The organism is Nocardia brasiliensis NBRC 14402 (assembly GCF_000308475.2).
Taxonomy (GTDB): Bacteria; Actinomycetota; Actinomycetes; order Mycobacteriales; family Mycobacteriaceae; genus Nocardia; species Nocardia brasiliensis.
The window spans coordinates 335,113-359,829 of sequence record NZ_BAFT02000027.1; the positions used below are offsets into that span (position 1 = coordinate 335,113).

General features: G+C 68.6%; 14 protein-coding genes. 5 read left to right on the top strand and 9 right to left on the bottom strand.

Annotated features, from left to right (window positions below):
- The first annotated feature begins 28 nt into the window (after positions 1-28).
- The 4 genes from TY25_RS08040 to TY25_RS43375 all read left to right on the top strand — a co-directional run bounded on the left by TY25_RS08040 (position 29) and on the right by TY25_RS43375 (position 6,150).
- Positions 29-1,897 carry a glycosyl transferase gene (locus TY25_RS08040; RefSeq protein ID WP_106387047.1) on the top strand — a complete coding sequence of 623 codons (1,869 nt, stop codon included), beginning with the start codon at positions 29-31 and terminating at the stop codon, positions 1,895-1,897.
- A gap of 40 nt (positions 1,898-1,937) precedes the next feature.
- Entirely contained in the window at positions 1,938-5,333 is a 3,396-nt protein-coding gene (locus tag TY25_RS08045) for an arabinosyltransferase domain-containing protein (protein ID WP_042255175.1), read from the top strand.
- Between the two features lie 136 nt (positions 5,334-5,469).
- Positions 5,470-5,631 (top strand): hypothetical protein, encoded by a 162-nt coding sequence (locus TY25_RS43370; RefSeq protein ID WP_014980983.1) that lies wholly within the window; start codon positions 5,470-5,472, stop codon positions 5,629-5,631.
- A 363-nt stretch (positions 5,632-5,994) separates the two neighbouring features.
- Entirely contained in the window at positions 5,995-6,150 is a 156-nt protein-coding gene (locus TY25_RS43375; RefSeq protein WP_169744328.1) for a hypothetical protein, read from the top strand.
- Here the strand turns inward: TY25_RS43375 and TY25_RS08050 are convergent.
- The gene (locus tag TY25_RS08050; protein WP_042255176.1) at positions 6,128-6,715 is read right to left on the bottom strand and encodes a Uma2 family endonuclease; all 588 of its coding nucleotides are present in this window, start codon (positions 6,713-6,715) and stop codon (positions 6,128-6,130) included. The two genes, TY25_RS43375 and TY25_RS08050, sit on opposite strands and share 23 nt — an antisense overlap.
- A gap of 91 nt (positions 6,716-6,806) precedes the next feature.
- On the bottom strand, positions 6,807-10,154 hold the full coding sequence (locus TY25_RS08055; protein ID WP_042255177.1) for an arabinosyltransferase domain-containing protein: 3,348 nt from the start codon (positions 10,152-10,154) through the stop codon (positions 6,807-6,809).
- A gap of 145 nt (positions 10,155-10,299) precedes the next feature.
- On the opposite strand from TY25_RS08055, the gene TY25_RS08060 reads away from it, so the two are divergent.
- Positions 10,300-10,797 carry a peptidylprolyl isomerase gene (locus TY25_RS08060; RefSeq protein WP_042255178.1) on the top strand — a complete coding sequence of 166 codons (498 nt, stop codon included), beginning with the start codon at positions 10,300-10,302 and terminating at the stop codon, positions 10,795-10,797.
- A gap of 58 nt (positions 10,798-10,855) precedes the next feature.
- On the opposite strand, the gene TY25_RS08065 is transcribed toward TY25_RS08060, so the two are convergent.
- The 7 genes from TY25_RS08065 to TY25_RS08095 all read right to left on the bottom strand — a co-directional run bounded on the left by TY25_RS08065 (position 10,856) and on the right by TY25_RS08095 (position 24,694).
- Positions 10,856-12,400 carry an acyl-CoA carboxylase subunit beta gene (locus TY25_RS08065; protein WP_042255180.1) on the bottom strand — a complete coding sequence of 515 codons (1,545 nt, stop codon included), beginning with the start codon at positions 12,398-12,400 and terminating at the stop codon, positions 10,856-10,858.
- Positions 12,397-17,823, bottom strand: coding sequence for a polyketide synthase Pks13 (gene pks13 / locus TY25_RS08070; RefSeq protein ID WP_042255181.1), 5,427 nt, complete (start codon positions 17,821-17,823; stop codon positions 12,397-12,399). The genes TY25_RS08065 and pks13 overlap by 4 nt, the downstream gene beginning before the upstream one ends.
- Positions 17,824-17,966: 143 nt before the next feature.
- On the bottom strand, positions 17,967-19,883 hold the full coding sequence (fadD32, locus tag TY25_RS08075; RefSeq protein WP_042255182.1) for a long-chain-fatty-acid--AMP ligase FadD32: 1,917 nt from the start codon (positions 19,881-19,883) through the stop codon (positions 17,967-17,969).
- Between the two features lie 194 nt (positions 19,884-20,077).
- The gene (locus TY25_RS08080; RefSeq protein ID WP_029894130.1) at positions 20,078-21,097 is read right to left on the bottom strand and encodes an LLM class F420-dependent oxidoreductase; all 1,020 of its coding nucleotides are present in this window, start codon (positions 21,095-21,097) and stop codon (positions 20,078-20,080) included.
- A gap of 188 nt (positions 21,098-21,285) precedes the next feature.
- Positions 21,286-22,272 (bottom strand): cutinase family protein, encoded by a 987-nt coding sequence (locus TY25_RS08085; RefSeq protein WP_042255184.1) that lies wholly within the window; start codon positions 22,270-22,272, stop codon positions 21,286-21,288.
- Positions 22,269-22,799: a DUF732 domain-containing protein gene (locus TY25_RS08090; RefSeq protein WP_042255185.1), complete on the bottom strand. Its 531-nt coding sequence runs from the start codon at positions 22,797-22,799 to the stop codon at positions 22,269-22,271. The genes TY25_RS08085 and TY25_RS08090 overlap by 4 nt, the downstream gene beginning before the upstream one ends.
- 101 nt (positions 22,800-22,900) lie before the next feature.
- The gene (locus tag TY25_RS08095) at positions 22,901-24,694 is read right to left on the bottom strand and encodes an alpha/beta hydrolase-fold protein (protein WP_042255186.1); all 1,794 of its coding nucleotides are present in this window, start codon (positions 24,692-24,694) and stop codon (positions 22,901-22,903) included.
- Between the last annotated feature and the right edge of the window lie 23 nt (positions 24,695-24,717).

Below are 24,717 nucleotides of genomic sequence, written 5' to 3' on the forward strand. Positions count from 1 at the left end.
TTCAGCTAGGCCGAGGAGAAGTTTGCAGGTGGTACGGGCACGACAGGCCGATCCGGTGGTCACGAACGGGTCGGCGGTAGGGATCGCGGAACGGGAAACCACCGCGATCGGCGTGCCCACCGCGGAGCCGTCGGCTCCGGCGCGCCGCCGAAGACTCCCCCGGATCCGGGTGCACCGGACCGACCTGCTCGTCACGGTCGGTTACCTCGCACTGGCCGCCACAGTCTTGTCCGGTCAGTGGCGCAACACCCAGAGCGGTTACCTGATCAAAAGCGGTCAGGACCAGACCATGTGGGAATGGTTCTTCGCGGTCACCGCGCACTCGGTGGCGCACCTGGAGAATCCGCTCGGCACCGACCTGCAGAACTTCCCCGCCGGGGTGAACATGATGGCCAACACGGCCATGTTCGGGGTCGGCGTGCCGTTCACCCCGATCACCCTGCTGTTCGGGCCCACGGTGACCTTCGTCCTGGTGCTCACGCTCGGCCTCGCCAGCACCGCCGCGGCGTGGTACTGGCTGTTCTCCCGGGAACTGGTCGAATCCCGGGTCGCGGCCGCGATCGGCGGGCTGTTCTGCGGTTTCGCGCCCGCGATGATCTCCCATGCCAACGCGCACCCGAATTTCGTTGTGCTGCTCCTGCTTCCGATCATGGCCGGACTGTTGATCCGGATGGCGCGGCGGGCGGGTGGGCGTGACACCGACGCGCGGCGCTGGCGCGTCCGCGATGCCGTCTGGCTGGGATTCCTTGTGGCACTGCAGATCGCGCTCGGTGAAGAACCGCTGTTGATTTTCGCGCTGGCGTTCGGCCTGTTCTCGGTCGTCTATCTGCTGCACACCCCCCGGCACGGGCTGCGCGTGCTGCGCGGGCTCACCCCCGCGCTGCTGCTGGCGGCGGTGATCGCGCTCATGCTCACCGAAATTCCGCTGTGGTGGCAGTTTTTCGGACCGCAGAGCTACCGCTCCATCGACCACGGCCCGATGGGCAACGATCTGAAGGCGATCGTACAGTTCCCGTCCGAATCCCTCGGCGGCCTCTTCGCGCCCGGACAGAACGTCGCGATCAACGAGACGGAGCAGAACGCCTACTTCGGCTGGCCGCTGCTGCTGGTGCTCGCCGCCACCCTCGCGCTGCTCTGGCGCGAACGGGTGGTGCGAGCGGCGGCCGTGGTGATCACGGTGTTCGGCGTCCTCTCCCTCGGCGCGGTCGCCATGTTCGGCAAGCAGGACACCGGCATCGAATTGCCTTGGCGCTGGGCCGAACACGTGCCGCTGCTGAGCACCGTGCTGGAGACCCGGCTCACCATGGCGGCGATCCCCGCCATCGCCGCGGTGCTGGCGCTGGCCACCCAGCGGGCGATCGGCTGGTGGCGCGAGTCGCCGGGCGACTGGCGGCCGCTGGCCTGGTTCGGCGCGCTGCTGTGCGCGCTGCTGCCGTTGACGCCGACCATCCTGCCGGTGGTCCAACGGCCCGCCACCCCCGCGTTCTTCGCGGACGGGACGGTGCGCGACTACGTCCACGGCGGGTCGGTGGTCATGGTGCCGCCGCCGCGACCGCTGGACGCGGGCGCACTGCGCTGGCAGACCGACGCGGGCTTCGACTTCCCGCTCGCCGGAGGGTATTTCGTCGGTCCGACCGGCACGCAGAAGAAGGGGATCTACGGCCCCGAGATGCGTCCGACGACCGCGCTGCTCGTGCAGGCGCAGGAAACCGGCACGGTGCCGTCGATCACCGAGGAGACCCGCGCCGCCGCCCAGGAGGACCTCAGGTTCTGGCAAGCCGACGTCCTGGTGCTGCCCGCCACAAAGAACGGCGACACGCTGCGCACCACCGTGACCCGGCTGCTCGGCTTCGCCCCGGCCAGCGTCGACGACGTGTGGCTCTGGAAGCTGAGGTGATCATCGGCAGCGCCCGGTCGAGTAGCTAGCATCAACGACCGTGCGAGCGGACCGAGCAACTCGAGCGTTCACCCGTCCCGGCGACAGCGACGGGGCCGACGGTGGTCGGCGCCGGGATCGGGCCGCTCGATATCGCCTGATCGCCATCGTCGCCGGGTTGCTCGGGTTCGTGCTGGCGCTGCTCACCCCGATACTGCCGGTGAAACAGGACCGGGCGACGCTGGACTGGCCACAGGCCGGGACCAGCAGCGTCGAGGCGCCGCTGGTGTCCTACGTGCCGCTGCGGATGCACGCGACGCTGCCGTGCGCGCTGGTGCGGGCCGTGGGACCGGCGGGCACCGTGGTGTCCACCGCGCCCGTCGCGTCGGGTCAGGCGGCGACCAAGGGCTTGGTCGTCTCGGTCGCCGACGGTGTGCTGTCGGTGATCCTGCGCGATGTGCCGCTGCTGTCCGCGCCGGTCGAGGAGATCACCGCGGGCACCGGCTGCACAGCGCTGACCATCGATTCGACCGCCGCCGCGACGAGCACCGAGCTCACCGGCGTGACCCGGCAGGACGGAACGCCGTTCCGCAACACCGTGACTCGCGACATCCGGCCCCAGATCGTCGGCGTCTTCACCGATCTGGCCGCCGACCGGCTCGACGGCGCCGCGGTGCACGCCGATATCGACTCGCGCTTCTCCTCCTCCCCCACCGCGCTGAAACTGGCCGCGATCGTCGTCGCGGCGCTGAGCACCGTCGTCGCACTGCTCGCGCTGCATCTGCTCGACACCAGTGACGGACGGCGGGCCCGGCGCTTCCTGCCCGCCCGCTGGTGGCGGTTCGGCGCGACCGACGCGGTGGTGCTCGGCACGCTCGGCCTGTGGCATTTCATCGGCGCCAACACCTCCGACGACGGCTACATCCTGAACATGGCGCGGGCCTCCGGGCACGCCGGGTTCATGGCGAACTACTACCGCTGGTTCGGCGTGCCCGAGGCGCCGTTCGGCTGGTCCTACGAGGTGCTCGCGTGGATGACCCGCGTCTCCGACGCCAGCCCCTGGATGCGCTTGCCCGCACTGCTCGCGGGCATCACCTGCTGGCTGGTGATCAGCCGGGAAGTGCTGCCGCGCTTGGGCGCTCGCGTACGGCGCAACAAGGTCGCGCTGTGGACCGCGGGCCTGGTGTTCCTCGCCTTCTGGCTGCCCTACGACAACGGCCTGCGGCCGGAACCGCTGATCGCCGCCGGCGCGCTGCTCACCTGGTGTTCGATCGAACGCGCCATCGCCACCGGGCGACTGCTGCCCGCCGCCATCGCCGTGCTGATCGCAGGGTTCTCGCTGGCGGCCGGCCCGACCGGGCTCATCTGCATCGCGGCCCTGATCGCCGGATCGCGACCGGTGTTGCAGATCATCATCAAACGCGCCCGCGGCGTGGTCCCCGCGCCGGGCGGCGGCGTGGCCGAAAGCCCCACGGCCGCCGCCGATACCGGCACCGCCCAAATCGCTCGCCGAAACTCGCTGCCCGCCTCGATCTTCCGCTATCTGGCACTGCTCGCGCCGGGCCTGTCCGCCGGAACCCTGGTGCTGGTGGTGGTTTTCGCGGACCAGACGCTGTCCACCGTCATGGAGGCGACCCGGGTGCGCACGCTCGTCGGGCCGAACGTGGCCTGGTTCGACGAACGCACGCGGTGGGATTCGCTGCTGATGCTCTCCCCGGACGGCTCGCTGGCCCGGCGCTTCGGCGTGCTCGTCATGCTGCTGTGCCTGCTCGTCTGCGTGCTGCAGGTGCTGCGCAAGGGCCGCATTCCCGGCACCTCGCGCGGGCCGTCGGTGCGGATTCTCGGCATCGTGTTCGCCTCGCTGTTCCTGATGATGTTCACCCCGACCAAGTGGACCCACCACTTCGGCGTGTACGCCGGGCTGGCCGGCTCGCTCGCCGCGCTCGCGGCCGTCGCGGTCGGCACCGAAGGGATTCGCTCGCCGCGCAACCGGGCCCTGTTCGCCGCCGCGGTGCTGTTCCTGCTCGCGATCACGTTCACCGGATCGAACGGCTGGTGGTACGTGTCCAGCTATGGGGTGCCGTGGTGGGATAAGGCGCCACTGGTGGCGGGCAAGGGCTTCTCCACCCTGTTCCTCGGGTTGAGCGGCGTCGCGCTGCTCGTCGCGGTGTGGGCGCACTATCGAGAACCGTATCGCCGGGATCGGTTGACGCCCAGGCGCTTCGACCGGTTCGCCAGCGCGCCGTTGACCATCGCCGCCGCGGTGCTGGTGCTGTTCGAGGTCGCGTCGCTGGCCAAGGCGGCGGTCGCGCAGTACCCGGCCTACTCGATCGCGAAGTCGAATCTCGAATCCCTGGCCGGTGATTCGTGCGCCCTCGCGAACGAGGTGCTGGTCGAGACGGATACGAAGAACTCGCTGCTGCTGCCGCTCACCGGCGCTCCCGCCGACGGTTTGGCCGCCGAGACAAAGGGATTCACGCCGAACGGGGTCGCCAGCGACCTCACCGCCGATGCCGAGGAGACCGTCTCCGGCGGCGCCAACTCGGTGAACAGCGACGCCGAGAACAAGACCACCAAGACCACCGGCGCGGGTACCGGCGGCGGCACCACCGCCCAGACCGGCATCAACGGCAGCACGGTCGCGCTGCCGTTCGGGCTCGACCCGGCGACGACCCCGGTCCTGGGCAGCTACCAGGAGAACGAGCAGCAGCAGGCCGCGCTCACCTCGCAGTGGTACGGCCTGGACCTCACCGACAGCATGCGCCACGACCCCGCCTACCAGGTGCTCGCGATCACCGCGGCGGGCCGGATCCGGCACATCGACGCCGACGGCGTGCTCACCTACGGACAGGAACTGCACCTCGAATACGGCGTGCGCGAGGCGGGCGGCGCGGTACGCAAACTCGGCTCGATCGACCCGCTCGACATCGGGCCCGCACCGTCCTGGCGCAACCTGCGGGTGCCGCTGGACCAGTTGCCGGTCGAGGCGAACGCGGTGCGCTTGGTCGCGGTGGACAACGACATCACGCCCAAGCAGTGGCTCGCGGTGACCCCGCCCCGGTTGCCCAAGCTGGCCGCCCTGAATTCCGTTGTCGGCAGCAAGGATCCGGTGCTGCTCGACTGGCATGTCGGGCTCGCGTTCCCGTGCCAGCGTCCGTTCGACCACCACGACGGTGTGGCCGAGGTGCCGCGCTGGCGCATCCTGCCCGACCGGGTCGGCTCCGATGCCTCCAACGCCTGGCAGGACGATATCGGCGGTGGACCGCTCGGTTGGACCGGGCTGCTGCTGGAATCCGAGACCGTCCCCAGCTACCTCGAACACGACTGGTCGCGCGACTGGGGTTCGCTGGAGAAGTTCACCCCGTACGACCCGAATGCCCGGCCCGCCGTGATCGGCGGCACGGTCGAAACGCGCAGCGGATTCGCCAAGGACGATCCGATCCGCGCACGCGGATGAACGGTCGCCGCCGCGCACCCGAACCGACCGGTTGGGTGTTGTGGCGGCGAAAAAATATCGTAAACAGACCGGTTGGACGGCAAATTCACGGTGCGATCACAGGACGAGTTCAGCGAAAAACCGTAATCTGTGCAGTATGACGTCGGCTTTCGATCAGATGGATCTGCGCGATCTCGTCGGTCTCCTCACCGAGGACGAACAACGGGAACTGCGTCCCGCGGTCCTGCGCGTACTCAACCGCCTCCCCTCCCAAGAAGTGCTCCGCCGCGAACTCGGTCTGCGTATGACCAAGGTCTGAGCAACTCCCCGGCTAGCCCGATCCGCGCCCTACACCCCCGGCCCGCGTCAGCCCCGCCCGAACGTACCCGGCCCGGATCGCAGAACCAACGAAATCTCTTGCCCACCACCGCTGCACACGACCAGCGGCAGTCGCCGGCAACGCCGAAACCCCCGCGCCCCGCATCACCCACTCCTGAAACCGATGCGGGCGCCCGACTTTCACCCGCGGGTAGACCCACGCCCGGATAATTGAGCCACGAGTCCCAAACAAGCCATCAACGCCATTTCCTCCCGTGACGACCACACCGGCACGTCCTTCGTAGACCCGAGCCGGTCCGGCCGATCGGCCCTGAAGTCCAATTGCTGAGGGAAGGTTGCACGCATGACGGCGTCTTTCGATGGCCTGGATCTGCCCGCGCTCGTCTGCTTCCTGACCGAGGACGAACAGCGCGATCTACGCCCCCTCGTGCTGCGATTCATCGCATGCCGTGAGCCGTCGGCCGAGCAACGCCGGATTACCCCGAGGACAGCTCGCTGAATGCGATGTCGACGGCGATGGGGGAATCGATGGTCAGGCGGCGGGTGTGCAGGCAGACGAGGTGATACCGCCCTTCGGAGAGGCGGTACTCCTCGATCAGTTCGATGCCGTCCCCGGCTTCGGTGAGAAACACGATGAGGTACACCGGGATACCGGCCGCGGCGTAAGCCGCCTTCTTCTCCACCGTGTCGGTGTGGAACGAGCTGTCCGGCGAGACGATCTCGACAACCAGCACAGCGTCACCCGAGTACAGCCGCGCATCGTCGGCGAGGCAGCGGTACACGACGACATCGGGTCTGCGCAGACTCAACGGAACATCGCTGATTCGTACATCGACGTCGGTCTCGACCATCAGGCACGGTTCGGGCTTACGGCCCGCCTCCATCCGCTCGGCCATGCGGCGCGCCACTCGGTTGTGCAGACGTGACGGACTCTCACACTTGACGATGTGGCCGTCGACCACCTCGATGGTGCGGCAGAAGTCTTCGGGGAGCTGTTCATAATCCCGAGTAGTGATCTGCTCCGGTATCCACCGGTACCAGTCGGTCGGAGCGCCGCTCGTCATGCGCCGAGCCTACCCGGAGCGACCGCGCCGGACCCCGGACGCCCGCAGGCCCGCTGAGCTGATGCTCGGCGGGCCTGCGGGGTCTCAGGGGCTAGAAGACGCGGAGGTTTCCGGGGGTCCAGAAGCCTGAGCGGGTGGCGGTGCCGGTGTCGAGTTTTGCGGGGGTGGCGCTGCGGTCGTACTGGTCGTAGCGCTCCAGGGAACCCCAGTCGCGGGCGTAGTTGTCCTTCAGGTAGGTCGGGACGGTCACCGACTTCGCCAGCATCTGGGAGAAGCCGAGGATGCCGCCGAACTCCTCCGCCTGCCAGGTGTTGGTGGAGCTGATGGCGAGCGGGCGGTCCGGCAGGATGCGGTACCCGGGAACCTCGGCCACGCCGTTCTTGTGGTTGAACGGACGCTGGCAGGGGAATTGGAGACCGACCGCCCAGTCCTCGAGCACGGGCTGCTCGGAACCGATGAAGGTGTTGAGCGACTGCAACTTCGGCATCCGCGGCGGGGTGAACGCCAGCCACTGGTCACCGATCAGGATCGGGTCGTTGGCGACGATGCGGACCGCGTCGGCCTCCGGCGCGATCTCGGCGAGCGGGACGCGCAGGTTACGCCAGGACGGGAACGGGCCGATATCGCGCGGCAGGTAGGTGCCGAGCTTCTCGACGCTGCCGTCGGGCAGCTTCCGGCCGTAGTCGACGGTGAGCGACTGGCCGTAGCGGGTGTCCCCGGTGTCGTCGACGGACAGGATGCGCCCGGCCGCGCTGATCACCACGAGCGGGCTGTCCGCCGACCGCGGCGAGAGCCCGTACCAGCTCGAGGTGAGATGCGCGGGCTGCTGCACGCCGTTCTGGTAGCTGCCGAGGATCGGCGTGGTCGCCGGGTCCAGCCCGAACGGCAGCGCCACGGTGCTGCCGTTGACGCCACGCGCGCCCTGGCCGCCGCCGGTGCCCGCGCTCTGCCCCTCGGCGAACGCGGCGCCGACCGACTGGGTCGAGGTATTGCCGGTGCCCGGCTTCACCTCGACACTGTCGGCGGACAGATCGTTGGGCACGCCGTTCGGATCGAATCCGACCGGGTCGACGCCGGCCAGCGGATCGCCCGCATCGGTGAGCGCCGGATCAGGGATCGGCTGCAACCGGCCGCCGTTCGGATCCGCTTCCACCAGAACATCATTGGCGAGGCCGCAACTGTTGCCGCCGAGCGCGTCGAGGTTCGAGCGGGCCAGCGAGTACGCGGGGTACTGCGAAACCGCGCCCTTGACCAGCGAGAGCACCTCGAGCGCGACCATCAGCGCGGCGACGACGGTGAGCGGGATCGCGGCGAACTTGCGAATCCGTTTGCCGCGCGCCGACCGTGGTGAGGCCTCCGGCTTCGCGTAACCCTCGCGCAGGGAGTGCCAGGCGACCAACGCGAGCGCCAGCCCGAACAGGCCCAGCATCAAGGTGTTCGACTGGTAGCCGTGCAGCGAGATGCGCTTGTCGAACCACGGCACACCGAAACTGGACACATACCAGTAGCCGTTGATGCCGGAGAACGCCAGCGCGAGCACGAACAACAGCCCGGCCAGGAAGATCGCCCGGTTCTTGCGCGCCCGCAGGGCCGAGGCCGATACCGCGACCGCAGTCACCGCGGCCAGCGAACCGGCGATGCCCGCGTACGCGCCGAAGTGGTGCGTCCACTTGGTCGGGTTGAACATCATGAAGAAGATCGTGCCGAACACGACGCCCATCAATCGCCAGGTCGGCGCGCTCGCGATGCCGGGCACGCGCCGGCGCCGCAGCAGCACCAGCATGGTGGTGAACAGGCAGAGCAGCATCACCAGGAACGCGAAGCGGCGCGACAGCGAACCGTCGACGGTCTCCACGAACAGGTAGTAGTAGCGCAGGTAGTCCTCGTACCAGGCGAGGTTGGGCCCGGTGACCTGACGCACCCGGTTCGCCTCCTGGATGCCCGCGAAAGTCTGATCGCTGTACACCACGATGAGCACGAGCACCCCGGCCGCCGCGATGGGGGCGAGCAACGGCAGTGTGGCCCACCACTTTCCGCCCTGCTCGGCGAACTGGCGCCGCTTGCGCACCACGATCCAGATCAGCGGGCGGATACCGGCGAGCAATGCCGCCACACACATCAGGCCGGTCGGCGCGGCCGCGAGGGTGAACGCGGCGACCAGGACCGCGACGCCGGCGGGCAGCAGCCTGCCGGTCGCGATGGCCCGCTCGATCGACACCCAGGTGAGCAGCGCGCCGAGCGCGACGATCGGCTCGGACCGCAGGCCGTTGTCGAACGGCAGCCAGAACGCCAGGAACACCAGGCCGCCGGTCCACAACGCCACCTTGCTGTTGCGCACGCCGCGCCCGAGGCGGGGCACCACCTCGCGGCTGATCACCAGCCAGCAGAGGATGGCGCAGAGCAGCGCGGGCACTCGCACCCAGGCACTGGCGGTGGAGAACTCCGCGAAGAGCTGGATCACGTAGTAGTACCAGCCGAACGGCGCCTCCGGGACGCCGTACCAGCGGAAGTAGTTGGCCATGTAGCCGGCGTGCGGGGCGACCCGCACCATGCTCAGGATGTAGCCGTCGTCAGAAGTATTGGCGCCGACGAAATGCCACACCAGCAGCGTGCCGACGATCGCGCCGTCGGCCCAGGTGGGCTTGAGCCAGTTCGACGGCAGGAAGCGGCGGTGCCCGCGCCCGTCACTACCGTCGAGCCGGGCCAGCGCCGCGAGCGCGACCAGCGTGCACAGCACCGCCGCGATCATCGCGATCAGCTTGATCAGGGTGGGGCTGGTGGAGAACCGGGTGTCCACCGTCATGGTGAAGCCGAGACCGGCCGGCGCGGCGCCCTTGAGGTCGGAGAAGACGCCGACCACCTGCGGCCGCAGGTCGCCGTTGAGCGAACCCTCGACCGGCACCTGCACCTGCTCCTCGGCCCCGCCCGCGACCGGCTTGGTGACCGTGGTGGTCAGTCCCTCGAACACCGCGCGCGTGCGGTCGTGATCGGAGGTGAGCACCAGCGACGAGCACTGTTCCATATCCGCCCGCGGCGCCGACACCACCACGGCATTGCGATCGATCACGTCGACCGAGGTCTCGGACACCCGGATGAACAGGGCCTCCAGTGCGGCCCGGTCGCCCTGCGGCGGCGCGGTGGCCAGCAGCATGCCGCCGCGTTCGGGCAGCTGCGCGACCGTGCTGCACGGAATCGTGGCCTTCAGGTCGATCGGGACCTGAGACATCAAGGGCGCCTGCACGTTGCCGAGCGTCGTGGTCTGCGGCCAATTCAAGACCGCCGTGGTCTGCGTGACCGGCAGGAAGGGGGTCGCAATGGCGAACAGCGCGCCGAGCAGACCGGCGACCAGCGCGATTATTCGCGCGGTCCGGAAATCGGCCGGAGAGGCCGCCGGAGCGGCAGGCGGTTTCGTCAGAACAGCGGTAGCGGCGTCGGGCACGATTGGCAATGCTAGCTGTGTTCAATATGCCGCGCCCGCAGCACGCCATTGTTCGTAAATGCGCGCCGTGATGGTCAAGGGGGGTTCGCACCCTATACACACGACCGGGAAAAGACGCGCGGGAGCGGGCTGGCAAGGTGTGGGTATGACCAAGGTGAATCTTCAGACCAACTTCGGCCCGATCGTCCTGGAACTCGACGACGAGAAGGCGCCGACCACGGTGCAGAACTTCGTGAACTATGTGAAGGCCGGGCATTACGACGGCACCATCTTCCACCGCGTCATCCCGGGCTTCATGATCCAGGGTGGCGGCTTCGAGCCGGGCATGCGGCAGAAGCCGACGCAGGCGCCCATTCAGAACGAGGCGAACAACGGACTGAAGAACAACAAGTACACCGTGGCAATGGCGCGGACCAACGATCCGCACTCGGCCACCGCGCAGTTCTTCATCAACTCGAGCGACAACGACTTCCTCAACCACAAGGCGCCCAACCCGCAGGGCTGGGGCTACACCGTGTTCGGCGCGGTGGTCGAGGGCCAGGACGTGGTCGACAAGATCGAGGGCGTGGCCACCGGCAACAACGCCGGACACCAGGATGTGCCGAAGGACGACGTGGTGATCGAGTCCGCCAGCGTCGCCTGAAACCCGCAACGGTTGAATCGGGCTGCGTCCCAGCGGATGCGGCCCGATTCCGCGGGAACTACAGCGGCAGCAGGTGGTGTTTGCGCGGGTTGCGCGCCTGCGTCTTGTCCCGCAGCAACTGCAGCGCGCGGCGCAGCTCCAGCCGGGTGGCCGACGGCTCGATGACCGCGTCGATGTAGCCGCGCTCGGCGGCCACCCACGGCGTCGCCATGGTGGCGTTGTAGAAGTCGATCATCTGCTGGCGCACGGCCGCCCGCTGCTCCTCCGGCGCGGCCTCGATCTGTTTGCCGCCGATCAGGCTGACCGCGCTCTCCGCGCCCATCACCGCGATCCGGGCGGTGGGCCAGGCCAGGTTGACGTCGGCGCCGAGCTGCTTGGAGCCCATCACCGCGTAGCCGCCGCCGTACGACTTGCGAATCACCACAGTCACTTTCGGCACGGTCGCCTCCACGAAGGAGAACAGGAACCGGCCGCCGCGCTTGATCACGCCGATCTTCTCCTGCTCCACACCGGGCAGGAAGCCAGGAGTGTCCACCACGAAGACGAGCGGGATCTCGAACGCGTCGCACAACCGCACGAAGTGCGCCGCCTTGTCCGAGGCGCGGGCGTCCAGCGCACCGGCGTACACCATCGGCTGATTGGCGACCACGCCGACGCTGCGACCGTCCACCCGGGCGAAACCGGTGATGATGTTGCGGCCCGCCGAGGCGCCGACCTCGTGGAACGCGCCGTCGTCGAAGATCCGCAGCAGGATGTCGTGCATGTCGTAGGCGGCGTTGTCCGAGTCCGGCACAAGGGAATTCAGTTCCAGGTCGCTGTCGGTGCGCTCCGGTTCCAGGCCCGGGTTCACGATCGGCGCGAGCTCCTGGCAGCTGGTCGGCAGGAAGCTCAGGTAGTCGCGCACCCAGTCGAAGGCCGCCTTCTCGTCCGCCGCGACATGGTGGATGTTGCCGTACTCGGCCTGGCTCTGCGCGCCGCCCAGCTCCTCGAGGCTCACGTCCTCGCCGGTGACCTCACGGATCACCTTGGGACCGGTGACGAACATGTACGCCTCTTCGGTCGCCACCACGACGTCGGTGTTGATCGGGGCGTACACGGCACCACCGGCGCACTTGCCGAGGATCATCGAGATCTGCGGCACCAGACCGGACAGCGGCTCCTGGCGGCGGCCCAGCTCGGCATACCAGGCCAGCGAGGTCACCGCCTCCTGCACCCGGGCGCCGCCGGAGTCGTTGATGCCGACCACCGGGCAGCCGACCTTGGCCGCGTACTCCATGATCCCGGCGACCTTGCGGCCGAACATCTCGCCGACCGAACCGCCGTAGACGGTCTGGTCGTGCGAGAACACCGCCACCGGCCGGCCCTCGACCAGACCGTGCCCGGTGACCACGCCGTCGCCGTACAGCGCCGTCGGGTCACCCGGTTTACGCACCAGCGCACCGATTTCCACGAAGGTGCCCGGATCGAGCAGCATGTTGATCCGGTCGCGGGCGCTGGGAATCCCCTTCTTCGCCCGCTTGGCCACCCCCGCTTCACCCGCCGGTTCCTGCGCTAAATCAAGCCTTTTGCGTAGGTCGGCGAGCTTCTCGGCAGTCGTAGTCACTGAGCCCCTTTCACATCGATGGCAGCGAGCTTCGCGGTGAGGTCGGCTCCGATCTGCTGGATCCGCGGCTCATCGATGATCTGCAGGTGGTCACCCGGGATGTGGATGACCTCGAGGTTAGGAATGTATTCGTCCCAGCCGCCGTTCGGGCGGCGATCGGCGAAGCGCGGCTCCAGCTCGATCATGCCGTCCTGGTACCGCTCCGCCAGATACAGCACGGCGTCACCGTCGTAGCGGGTCGGCTGCGTCTTGGCCAGGTGCCTGCTCTCGATCCACGAGGTGCGCTGGTGCTCGAGCACGCCACCGGGGATCTTGGTGCCGCTGATCTTGATCAGGTCACTGATCATCTTGAACTGTTCCTCGTCGGAGGCCGCGGCCAGCGTCTCCAGCTGCTCGCGATCCAGCTCGCCCTCGACGCCATAGGTCTTCTTCGCGAAGACCTGGTACCGCTCGATCCGGCGCACCCGCTCCTCGGGACTGTTGTCCTCGTCCTCGATCGGCAGCGCCAGGTCGATCAGGCCGACCAGCCGCACGTCGGCGCCCTCGGCCCGCAGCAGCTGCGCGACCTGCAACGCGAACACCGCGCCCAGCGACCAGCCGTACAGCACGTACGGGCCGTCGCCCTGGATCTTGCGCAGTTTGGTCAGGTACTGCTTCGACCGCTCCAGGATGTCGCCTTCGACGCGCTCGAAGCCGTACATCGGGGTGCCCTCGGGCAGCCGCTTCAGCAGCGGTTCGTAGACCAGCGTGTTACCGCCGGAGGGGTGGAAAACGAAGACCGGCACCGCATTCGAACCCTCGGCCCGCGGTCGCAGCGGGCGGATGAAACCGTCCACGTCGGCACCGCTGTCCTGCAGGTTGCGCACGATGTCCGCCAGTTGCTCGATGGTCTCGCAGTCGAGCACATCGTCGACGGTGACCTCGGCCTTGACCCGCTCGGTGAGCCGGGCCGCCAGCTTCTCGGCGACCTCCTCCTCGAGAATCGGCAGGGTGTTGAAGATACCGCCGGCGGACTTACCGGTGACCACCGCCCAGGTGGCGAAGGTCAGTCGTTCGGCGGCGTCGCGCGGCGGGACGTCGTCCTCGTCGGCGGACTGCGGACCGCCGAAGGCCGGGGCGGCGGCAGGCGCCGGCGCGGCGACCGGCGAAACCGGTTCGGCCACAGCAGGTTCCGCCGGTGCGGCGGGCGTCTCGGCGACCGGCGTAGCGGGTGCTACCGGTGCGGCGGCGGCGACCGGCGCGGCGGCTTCGGTAGCCGGCGCGGCGGTCTCGGCCTCCACGTTCGACGGCGAAACAGCCTCGGGTGCGGCGGTATTCGCGGCGGCTGCGGCGATCGCAGCCGGGTCCTCACCCGCGGCGACGGCGGCACGAGCCGCTTCGATGAAGCCGGCGTCGACGGTGACTTCTTCGCCCGCAGCCTGTTTCGCGGCGACCGCCTGCAACTCGTCGCGGTGTTCCACGGCGTAGCGCAGCACCTTGCCGACCTCGTTGAGGTTGGCGTCGCGCACGGCCTGGATCTGCAGCTGCGGGATGTCGAATTCGTACTCGACGCGGTTCTTGATGCGCATCGCCATCAGCGAGTCGAGACCGAGCTCCATCAGCGGGATCTCCATCGGGAGATCCTCGACCGCGTAGCCCATCGACTCGGCGACGATCAGCGCGAGCCGGTCCTCGAGCTTCTGGCTGCCGTTCGGATCCCAGCGGTCACCGAAGGTCTCGATGACCTCCAGGTCGGTGCCCGCCGCCGGCTCGGCCGCGGCGGCCGTCGCCGGAACGAGTTCGGCCACAACGGATTCGGGCAGCGGCGCACCGGAGGTGACCACGGCGTCGAAGAGCAGCCGGAAGCTCGCGCCCTCCTTGGCGTGCACCTGCACCGACGCACCGCCGGGGTGCGGGGTCAGCGTGGTGGTCAGCGTGCCCGACGGCGGAACAGTCGCGTGCACGATCGAGGCGCCGAGCGAGACCTCGCTGAGCACCTGCACCGCCGCGGCCTGCACGAGCGCGGCCAGGTCACCGGCCGACGCGGCCTGCACCTCCCACGCGTGCCTGCCGTCCGGCAGCGCCACGTGCGCGCCGGGCACCCTGGTGTTGCCGCCGCCCGCGGACAGCGACGCCTTCGGCCAGTACTCCTTGCGCACGAACGTGGTTCGCGGCACGTCGGCGTACGCGCCGGGGGTCAGCAGGGAGGACAGGTCCACCTTGTGCCCGTGCACGTACAGCTGCGCCAGCGCGCCGATCACGCCGGCCGCCTCGTCTTCCTTGCGCTTGAGCGTCGGAATGAGCTGCGCGTCGTGCAGACCCGCGGCGAAGGTAGTGCCGAGCACCTGCATCAGCGCGACCGAGTTCGGCGCCAGCTCCAGGAAGGTGGTGTGGCCCGCGTCGACCGCGAGCTTCACCGCGTTGGTGAAGTACACGCTGCCGCGCATGTTCTTCACCCAGTAGTCCTCGTTGTGCACCGGATCGGTGCCCGCGCGGTAGAACTCGCCCTTGTGCACGGTCGAGTAGAGGCCGGTCTTCAGCTTGGTCGGCTCGATGCCGGCCAGCTCCGCGGCCAGCTCGCCGAGCAGCGGATCCATCTGCGAGGTGTGGCCTGCGCCGCGGGTCTGCAGGATCCGGGCGAACTTGCCCTCCGCCTCCACCCGCGCCACGATCGCCTCGACCTGCGCGCGCGGGCCGCCGATCACCGTGTTGGTCGGCGCCGCGTACACGCCGACCTCGACGTCCGGGAATTCGGCGAGCAGCTTCTCGATGTCCTCGGCGCTGTATTCGACCAGCGCCATGTTGCGCACGTCGTCGTCGGTGAGCATCTGCTCGCCCTCGTGCATCAAGCGCGAGCGGGCGCAGATCACCCGGACGGCGTCTTCGAGCGGCAGGCCACCGGCGATGTACGCCTCGGCGACCTCACCCATCGAATGTCCCACCACCGCTTCGGGTTCCGCGCCGTGCGCGCGCAGCAGCGCGGCCAGCCCGACCTGGATGGTGAAGATGCCGACCTGCGAGGTGCCGACGTTGTAGTCCTGGCCGTCGTCGAGGAACATGTCCCGGATCGAGTACCCGGCCTCGTCCTGCACCAGCTCGTCGACCTGGTCGACGGCCTTCGCGAAGATGGAATTCTCCAGGTACAGCGATTTGGCCATCTTGCGGTGCTGCGCACCGAAACCGGAGAGCACCCACACCGGACCGACGGCGGCGGGCGCGTCCGCGGTGAACACGCCGTTGCCCGGCTTACCCGCCGCAATGGCACGCAGACCGGCGACGGCCTCCTCATGCGTCTTGGCGAGCACCACACCGCGCGAACGCCAGTGGCTGCGCTTGGCCAGCGACCTGGCCACGTCCTCGAGCGAAACATCGCGGCCCGCTTCGGATTCCAGCCAATCGGCCAGTTCACCGGCGGCGCGGCGGCGGCGGGAAGGCATGTAGCCCGAGATCGGCAGCACGACCGGAAGCGGTTCGGTGCGCTCGGCGGTCCATTCTGCCACTGTGGCAACAGTTTCCGCGGCCGCAGCCGCGGGTTCGGTAGCGACTGCGGCGGTCTCGGTGATGTCTTCGTCTGCCTCGGCGACGATCGCATCCGCTTCCGCGAGCACGTCGGTCGACTCGTCCTCGAGCTCGGCGTCGAGAGCAGCGACATTCGCATCGGCCGCCGCGGCCTCGACCTCGGGTGCGGCTACCTCGGGGGCTGCCGGAACCTCCGCCGCGGCCGGAACGTATTCCTGCACCACTACGTGTGCGTTGGTGCCGCCGAAACCGAAACCGGAGATGCCGACGGTGGCGGTGCCGCTGTAGCGCGGGAATTCGGTCGGCTCGTCGACGACCTTCAGGTGGGCCTGATCGAACGGGATGTACGGGTTGGGACCGGCGAAATTGATGTTCGGCGGAATGACGTTGTGCTGCAACGCCATCACGATCTTGGCGAAGCTCGCCGCACCCGCGGCCGATTCCAGGTGGCCGAAATTGGATTTCACCGAGCCGAGCAATGCGGGCTGGTCGTCCGCACGACCGCGACCGACCACCCGGCCGAGCGCGTCGGCTTCGATCGGGTCACCGAGCAGGGTGCCGGTACCGTGCGCCTCGATGTAGTCGACGGTCGACGGCACGATTCCCGCGTCCCGATACGCCCGGCGGAGCACCTCGGCCTGCGCATCGGGATTGGGTGCGACGATGCCGTTCGAGCGTCCGTCGGAGTTGATCGCGGAACCCTTGATGACGGCCATGATTCGATCGCCGTCGCGTTCGGCGTCGGCCAGGCGCTTGAGCACGATGAGACCGGCACCCTCGGAACGAACCATGCCGTCGGCATCGGCGGAGAACGCCTTGATCCGGCCGTTCTTCGCAACCGCGCCGACCGAGTCGTAGCCGAGGGTGACCATCGGCGCGAGCAGCATGTTCACGCCACCGGCCAGTGCCAGGTCGGCATCGCCGTCCCGGAGTGCGCGCACCGCCTGATGCACGGCGACCAGCGTGGACGAGCACGCGGTGTCCACCGCGACGGACGGGCCACGGAAGTCGTAGAAGTAGGAGACGCGGTTGGCGATGATGCCGGAGGACGCACCGGTGATGCCGTACGCCGCGGCGGAGGCGGGCAGGTTCGGATCCTGGTTGCCGACGCCGAGGGCCGCGACCAGCATGAAGTCACTGGTGGACGTGCCGATGAAGACACCCACCGGCGCGCCCTTGAGCTCGCTGGCGGGAATCCTGGCGTGCTCCAACGCTTCCCAGGTCAGTTCCATCATCAGGCGCTGCTGCGGATCGACGTTCTCGACCTCGAGCGGCGACATCGCGAAGAACTCCGCGTCGAAGCCCTTGACCACGTCCTGGTCCAGATAACCGCCCAGGGTGTTGGCCGAGGCGATGGCCGCGGCGGCACCCGGATCGGCGGCGAACTCATCCCACCGGCCCTCGGGCAGATCCCGGATCCCGTCCCCGCGATTGATCAGGAACTCCCAGGTCGACTCCGGCGTATCGCCCGCGCCGGGCAACCGGGTGGACAGGCCGACGATGGCGATATCGTGCGCCTGGCCCGGCTGGTAGCCCGCGGTATAGAAGGAGTCGTCGGAGACTGCGTCCACGCTCTCCGGCTCGCCGTTGATGACCACCTCGGCCAGCGACGCGATGGTCGGATGCTGGTAGACGACGGTCGCGTTCAGCACCACGCCGGTGAGTTCCTCGATGTCGCCGCCGAGGGCGAGGGCGTCGCGCGAGGCGAGCCCGAACTCTTCCATCGGCCGGTCCACGGTGATCGCCTCGATCGACTGCCCGGTCGCGTCGGCGACCCAGCGGCGCAGCCACTCACGCAGCTCGGCCACGGACAGATCGGCCCGCTCACCGCTCGTGGCGGCAGCGGTCACCGGCGCGGGCGCCTGGTCGGCGCCCTGCTCGGCGGGCAAGTTGTCGGTCGTCTGGGTGGACTCGTTGTCGGCCATCAATTCCTCAAGCTACCTGTCTGCGTGCGGTTGCGCGGCGGGGATTGACGGCCCGGATCACTCGGTGTCGTTCCGGCACAGGCCGGAACCGAGTGGCGAGCCAGACAACCACTGTTCCGACCTGATCGAGGCGGGAACTTCCGTCATTCTTCCTCGGGTGCATCGGGGAAGGCCTGCTGGGTGTAACCACCCCGCAGTGTTCCCTCCAGATAGGCGGCCTTGCAGGCGCGCCGGGCGATCTTGCCGCTGGAGGTGCGCGGGATCGAGCCCGCGGGAACCAGCAGGACGTCACGAACGGTGACACCGTGGCGCGCGGCCACCGCGGCGCGCACCTCGTCGGCGATCGGCAGTGGATCGGCCTTGCCCGCGCCGGGGCCGCGCTCGGCCACGATCACCAGCTGCTCGGAGCCGTCGTCGGCGTCGAACTTCAGGCCGGAGTGGCTGCCCTGATCGAAGACGAGCGCGGGCAGTTGGTTCGCGGGCACCGAGAACGCGGCGACGAAGCCGGGGCGTAGCGCCTTGGAGGCTTCCTGCGCGGAGAACTCGAGATCCTGCGGGTAGTGGTTGCGGCCGTCGACGATCACCAGGTCCTTGACCCGGCCGGTGATGTAGAGCTCGCCGTCGAGGTACACGCCGTAGTCGCCGGTGCGCATCCAGTTGGCGTCGCGCTCGGTGCCTTCGGCGTGGCTGCCCTCGGCGAGGCGATGCGGCACCTTGTTCTGGAAGGTGGCGGCCGTCTCGTCCGGGCGACCCCAGTAGCCGATGCCCATGTTGTTGCCGTGCAACCAGATCTCACCGACCCGGCCGTCGGGCAGTTCCCGGCCGCCGTCGGCCTCGACGGTTTCCGGATCGACGATCACGGCCCACTGCGACAGCGCGACGTAACCGCAGGAGACCTGGGCGATGGCGTTGTCGGTGCCCTGTTCGACCTTGACCATGCGGCCCGCGTTGAGCTCGTTGCGATCGACCCAGGTGACCTTGGCTTCGTCCTCGGCCTTGGTCGCCGACACGAACAGCGTCGCCTCGGCCATGCCGTAGCACGGCTTGATCGCCGTCTTGGGTAGGCCGTAGGGCGCGAAGGCCTCGTTGAACTTCTTCATCGACGAGGTGGTCACCGGCTCGCTGCCGTTGATCAGGCCGATCACGTTCGACAGATCCAGTGCCTCGCCGTTCTTCGGCAGACCACGCGCGGCGGCATGCTCGAACGCGAAATTCGGTGCGGCGGCGAAGGTTCCGGCGCCGTCGGACTGCGCGGCCAGCTCCTTGATCCAGCGGTACGGGCGGCGCACGAACGCGCTCGGCGACATGATGGTGATGAACTTGCCGCCGACCGCGGGCAGGATCACCGTGAGCAGGCCCATGTCGTGGAACAGCGGCAGCCAGGTGACGCCGCGCGAGTTCCAGTCCAGGTTGATCGAGTTCACCATCTGCAGCAGGTTGGTGCCGACCGCGCGGTGGGTGATCTCCACACCGGCCGGGGTCCGGGTCGAGCCCGAGGTGTACTGCAGGTAGGCGATGTCATCGATGGCGATATCCGGACGCACCCAGCCCTCGCCGACGCTGTCGGGGATCGCGTCCACCGCGATGATGCGCGGGCGCTGGGCGGCGGGCAGCGAACGGAAGAACTGACGCACGCCCGCCGCGGAGGAGCTCGCGGTGAGGATGGCGGCAGGCTCGCAGTCGCCGAGCACGGCGTGCAGGCGGTCGGTGTGCCCCGGCTCGTCGGGGTCGAACAGCGGCACCGAGATGGTGCCCGCGTAGATCGCGGCGAAGAAGGAGACCACGTAATCCAAGCCCTGCGGCGCCAGGATCGCGACCCGGTCGCCCGGGTTGGTCACCTGCTGCAGTCGAGCGGCCACCGCGCGCAGCCGAATGCCGAACTCACGCCACGTCAGTTCCTGGGCCTCACCATCACGCTCACGCGAGTAATCGATGTAGCGGTACGCCAGAGTGTTCGCGTCGTTCCGGGTGTGCTTCTCGACGTGATCGACCAGGGTGTGATCCTCGGGAATTCGGATGTTCCCGGTCTCGTCCAGGTAGTCGTCGAAAGTCTCTTCCATTCCTTCTTCTCCTCCGAGGCACACGCAGCAAGACGGCGACTACGCCGCTGTTACCTGTGAGGCCCCGACTCGCTTTCGCCCGCTGGCTGCTCCCACTGTGCGGAGAGTCAGCTTGCAGATTCTGGGCGGTCTGCGCGGTGACCGCTATCGGCTAGATGTACTCAAACCAGGGTTATGTTACAGAGAAGGCCCGGTCACTCGTCTCGCAGCAGGGGAATAACGGGGGCGAATGCGTCCATCTGGGTGGGAAATACCCCGACATACGACATCGAGGTGAGTTGGCGCACACGCCGGATCTGCTCGGCGATTTCCTCGAACGTGCCGATGGCGACGTAGGGCGACTCGAGGATCTCCTCGACCGAAAGCTTCACGTCCACCTCGAGATCCGGGTGCAGGCCCCGATCGATCGCGGAAAGCGCCATCTCAGCGGTCTTCTCGCGATCGTCGGTGATGACGATCGCGGTGATGGCCCAGTTCAGCTCGATATCGGCGAACCGATCGCCCGCGGCCTCGCGGATCAGGTTCACCTTCTCGATCGTCTTGGCCATGGTGATGCCGGACAAGAGGCCTTTACCGTGCTTGGTGGTGACCGGGACGACGGAGATGATGTCGGCGTGCTTGGCGGCCAGGCGCAACATCTTCGGACCACCGCCGCCGGTGCAGATCGGCGGGCGCGGACCCTGCCGGGGGCGTGGCGTGCCCTTGACGCCGTGCACCTGGTAGTGCTTGCCCTCGAAGGTGCACTCCTGACCGCGCAGCAGCACGTCGAGAATGGTCAGCGCCTCGTCCAGCTTCTCCAGGCGGACGCCGGGCGTCTCGTACGGGATGCCCGCGGCGGCGAACTCGTCCTGCTTCCAGCCCGCGCCGAGACCGACCTCGAGCCTGCCCTTGGACAACACGTCGATGGTGGCCAGATCCTTGGCCAGCACCACCGGGTTGCGGAAGCCGTTGGCCAGCACCGAGGTTCCGAGCCGGATCCGCTCGGTGGCCTGGGTCAGCGCGCCGAGTGCGGCGATCGGGCCGATCTGGTCGCCGAGGTGATCGGGCACGACGAAACTGTCGAAGCCGTACTCCTCGGCCTGCTGCGCCGTCTGGATGAACTTGCGGGCGCCACCTTCTTGCTTGTTTCCCTCACCAGCTGCCGCGAAGCGGAAGCTGCGCAGCGGCGTACCCAGCGCGGTCAACTCACCGGCCGGGGCGGCGGCTTCTGTCATGAACTCATGCTCCTGGCTGTAAGGAAATCCGGGCGCGACAGTGCGGGGCGGTCATACCCGACACTCGGTACGGGTTACCCGCGTCGCGATCACCAGCGCACTTTACAGCGTCGTGTCCAGCCGGACGCGCGCTTGCTCCGGCACTACTGGGTGTACTGGGCACGTACCGGAGTACGGCCTGTGAGATCTCACGAGTGCGGCGGATGCGGGGCCGACTCGATGAGGCCGTTCGCCCAGTTCGCGGTCCACTGGGTGGAGGTGGTGCCGTTGTCGTCGACGACGAATCCGTTGTACAGCGCGTGCACCGGATTGCCCGCCGCGCGCACCAGTGCGCCGACGCTGCCCATGATGTTCCACGGACTCAAGGCCTCTCGCGGCGCGTCACAGATCAGGTCGCCCTGCGCACAGATGGTGAAGGTCCGCTCGGCCAGTTCGCCGAAGCCGCCCGGGCGCGGACCGGTCATCGTGATACCGGGCACATTGAGACCCTTCAACGCCACCTCGGCGCCCACGCCGGCGGGCACCGCACCGATCTGCACCGCTTGACCGGGACCGGTGTCGCCGGTGCGGCGACCGTCCGAGATCAGTGTCACGCCGAGGATCCGCTTCGCCGGGACCGGACCCTTGCCCGCGGCGATCTGACTGGTGACATCGCCCGCGATGACCGCACCCTGGGAGAAGCCGGCGATCACATAGTTGGTCAGCGGACACCTGCTCGCCCGCTCCTGCATGGCCTTGACCATGTTCTGCGTGCCCTCGGTCCGGCTGTTGTTGTACGACTGCTGCCCGTCCGGGGGAATCGCGATCGGATTGGAGAACTGCGCGACATAGGGGACGGTGTAGACGTCGAGCCGCTCCTTGGGGAACTGCTGCGCCACCGGACCGGAGATGTTGAGCATCAACGAGTTCGGGTTCGCCGTCGGGTTGTGCGGATCGTCGTTGCTGTTCGACTCCCAGGTGCCGGGCACCGAGATCATCTGCACGTCCGGGCAGTCCGCGGGCTGGGACGTGGGCTCCTCCGGCGGCTTGGGCCCTGGCTTGGGCTGGCGCAGCGGTCCGGCGAGCAGGTACCACAGCAGCAACACCACGATGAGGATCAGCACCGGGATCGCGAGCAGCAGCAGGCATCCCGCCGGCCGGGACCGGCGGGACGTCGTTCCGCGGCGCGGGCTCACTGGCAGTACGTCTGCTTAGCGGCGCTGACGTAGATCTGCCCGGCCTTCTCCACCGGCATCTTCGCCGGATCGAAGGACGGGTCGGAGCCTGCCATCGCGGTCACGAAGGTCATCAGGTCTTGATCGGACGCACCGGAGGCGATGCCCTGGCAGACGTAGCCCGCGACGCTCAGCGCGATATCCGGGGTGGACGGCGTGACCCCCTGCTGCTTCAGCGCGTCGAGGTACTTCTTGTCCTTGTCGGTGAGCTTCGAGGTGTCGGCGGGCGGCGCGGACTCGATCGGCTCCGGCCGCTCCGGCGCGGGAGCCGGCGCCTGCTCCGATTCGGGCGCCGGGGCCGGTGCGGGAGCCGGGGGCGGGGCGGTGTCGCCGGGGGTGGACGAGGCGGGCGGCTGCGTTGCCGCCGTGGTGCGGGTCAGCGTCGGCGTGCTCGACGCGGTGGAATCGTTGCCACCACAGGCGGCGAGCAAGCCGGTCGCGGCGATCGCCACGACAACGCCGAATACCTTGCCACGGGTCCTCTGCATGAATTCTGTCCTCGATCTGTTCGCAAACGGGGGAGGTCGCCCACCAGGCTAAAGGAAACTCGGCCCGAAGCGCGGCCGGTCAATAAACAGACCGGTCCGTACTAAAGACCGTGCACCTCAGGCTTGCCGTCCTTCACGACGATGTAGCCGGCTTGGAAGTTCTGCTGCACACCGCCCGGGACGGGGAACTCGTCGCTGATCGGGTACCCGAGTTTGCCGTTCTCATAGCCGAGCACCTGCCAGGCATCCATGAGCGGGCCGTTCTTCACCGCCCAGGCGCCCGACAGCGGGCTCCAGTAGATATTGCCGCCCTCGAAACGGCTGTACCGGCCGAGATCCTTCAGCGGCTGCTCCTCGGTGGCGGGGAACCCGAGCCAGCTGTTCTCGTAACCCATTTGGGCGAACTTGTCCAAGATCAGGCCCTGTACCCGGTGCACCCCGGTCTTGGCGCTGTAGTAGAACGGGCCGTGCTCGAACGCCTGCACCGCACCGTCCCGGTTCGGCGTCTTGACCTCGGGCGCGATCGGGTAGCCCGCCGGGCCGCCCTCGTAACCCTGCCTGCCCCACTCGTCGAGGATCGCGCCGCGCACCACCTGGGCGCCGGTCTGCGGCGTCCAGTAGAGGGCGCCGTGCTGGAACGACTGCATGCGGCCGCGGCCGTCGGGCAGCCCGCGCTCGTCGCCGGTCGGCAAGCCGAGCGGACCGGCCGGACCCTGCGCGGCCTGGTAACCGCCGCCGATCATGCCGCCGACCGGATGTGCGCCGTCGGCCGGCGTGTAATAGACCCGCCCGGACCGGAAGTCCTGGGCCACACCCCCGGCCACCGGATACTCCGGGGACTGGCATTCACCGAGCCAAGCGTTCGCCGCGGCCACCGGCGCGATCGAGCCACCGACACTGCACGGACCCTTGCCCGCGTCCACACCGAGTGCGTTGGCGGCCTGCGCCCAGGACTGGCGCATCTCGAAATCCCAGTAGGGCCACGAATGCGTGCCGGACGGGCGGTAGTTCACCTGTGCGGGGATGGCCAGCCTGCCCAGCTTGGTGACGAAGTTCTGCGAGGTGAGCCGGGACAGGATCTCCAGCCCCATGCCCGCGTAGTTGGTGCTGACCCCGGGGATGGCCGACGCCTGGTCGAACGGGCCGGTGGCCCCGCTGCCGCTGGACACATAGAGCGAGACGCCCTTCAGCTTCTCGGCCTGGGTGTACGGGTCGTGCGCGGCCCACTCCGGGCCGCCCGCCGGCCCCCACATGGCGCCGACGTCGTAGCCGCCCGCGTCGCGCATGGCGAACTGGATGGCCTGCGGCATGCCGATGGTGGTCGTGGTGAGGAAGCCGGAGTAGGAGGCCGCGTACTTGACGAAGCCGGGGTTGCGGGCAGCCAGGAACATGGCCGCCGTGCCACCCATCGAAAGTCCTTCCATGCCACGGACATCCGTGGCCCGCCACTGGCCTTCGAGCAGCGGCGGCAGTTCCCTGGTCAGGAAGGTTTCCCACTTGTAGGTCTTGCCGTTGTTGGGCTGCAACCAGTCCGAGTAGAAGCTGGACTGCCCGCCGATCGGCAGCACGACGGTGACGTTCTTGTCCGCGAAGAAATCGACGGCGCCCGCGTCCTTGGTCCAGCCGCTCTCGTCGTCGGTGGCGCGCAGGCCGTCGAGCAGGTACAGCACCGGGAACCGGGCGTCGGGGCGGGTGGCCCAGTCCCGGGCGAGCAACAGTTGGACCTGGATCGGGGCCGCCATCGACGGTGAATTGATCCACAGCGCGACCCGGCGGTCGGTCAGCCAGATCACCTTCTGCACGGTCGCCGCAGCGACGGGATCCACCGCGGGTGCGGGGTCGGGGACGGGCTGGGCGGCCGCGGGCGCGATACCCGCGGCGAGCGGGATGACCATGGCGGTGGCGAACAGCGCCGACC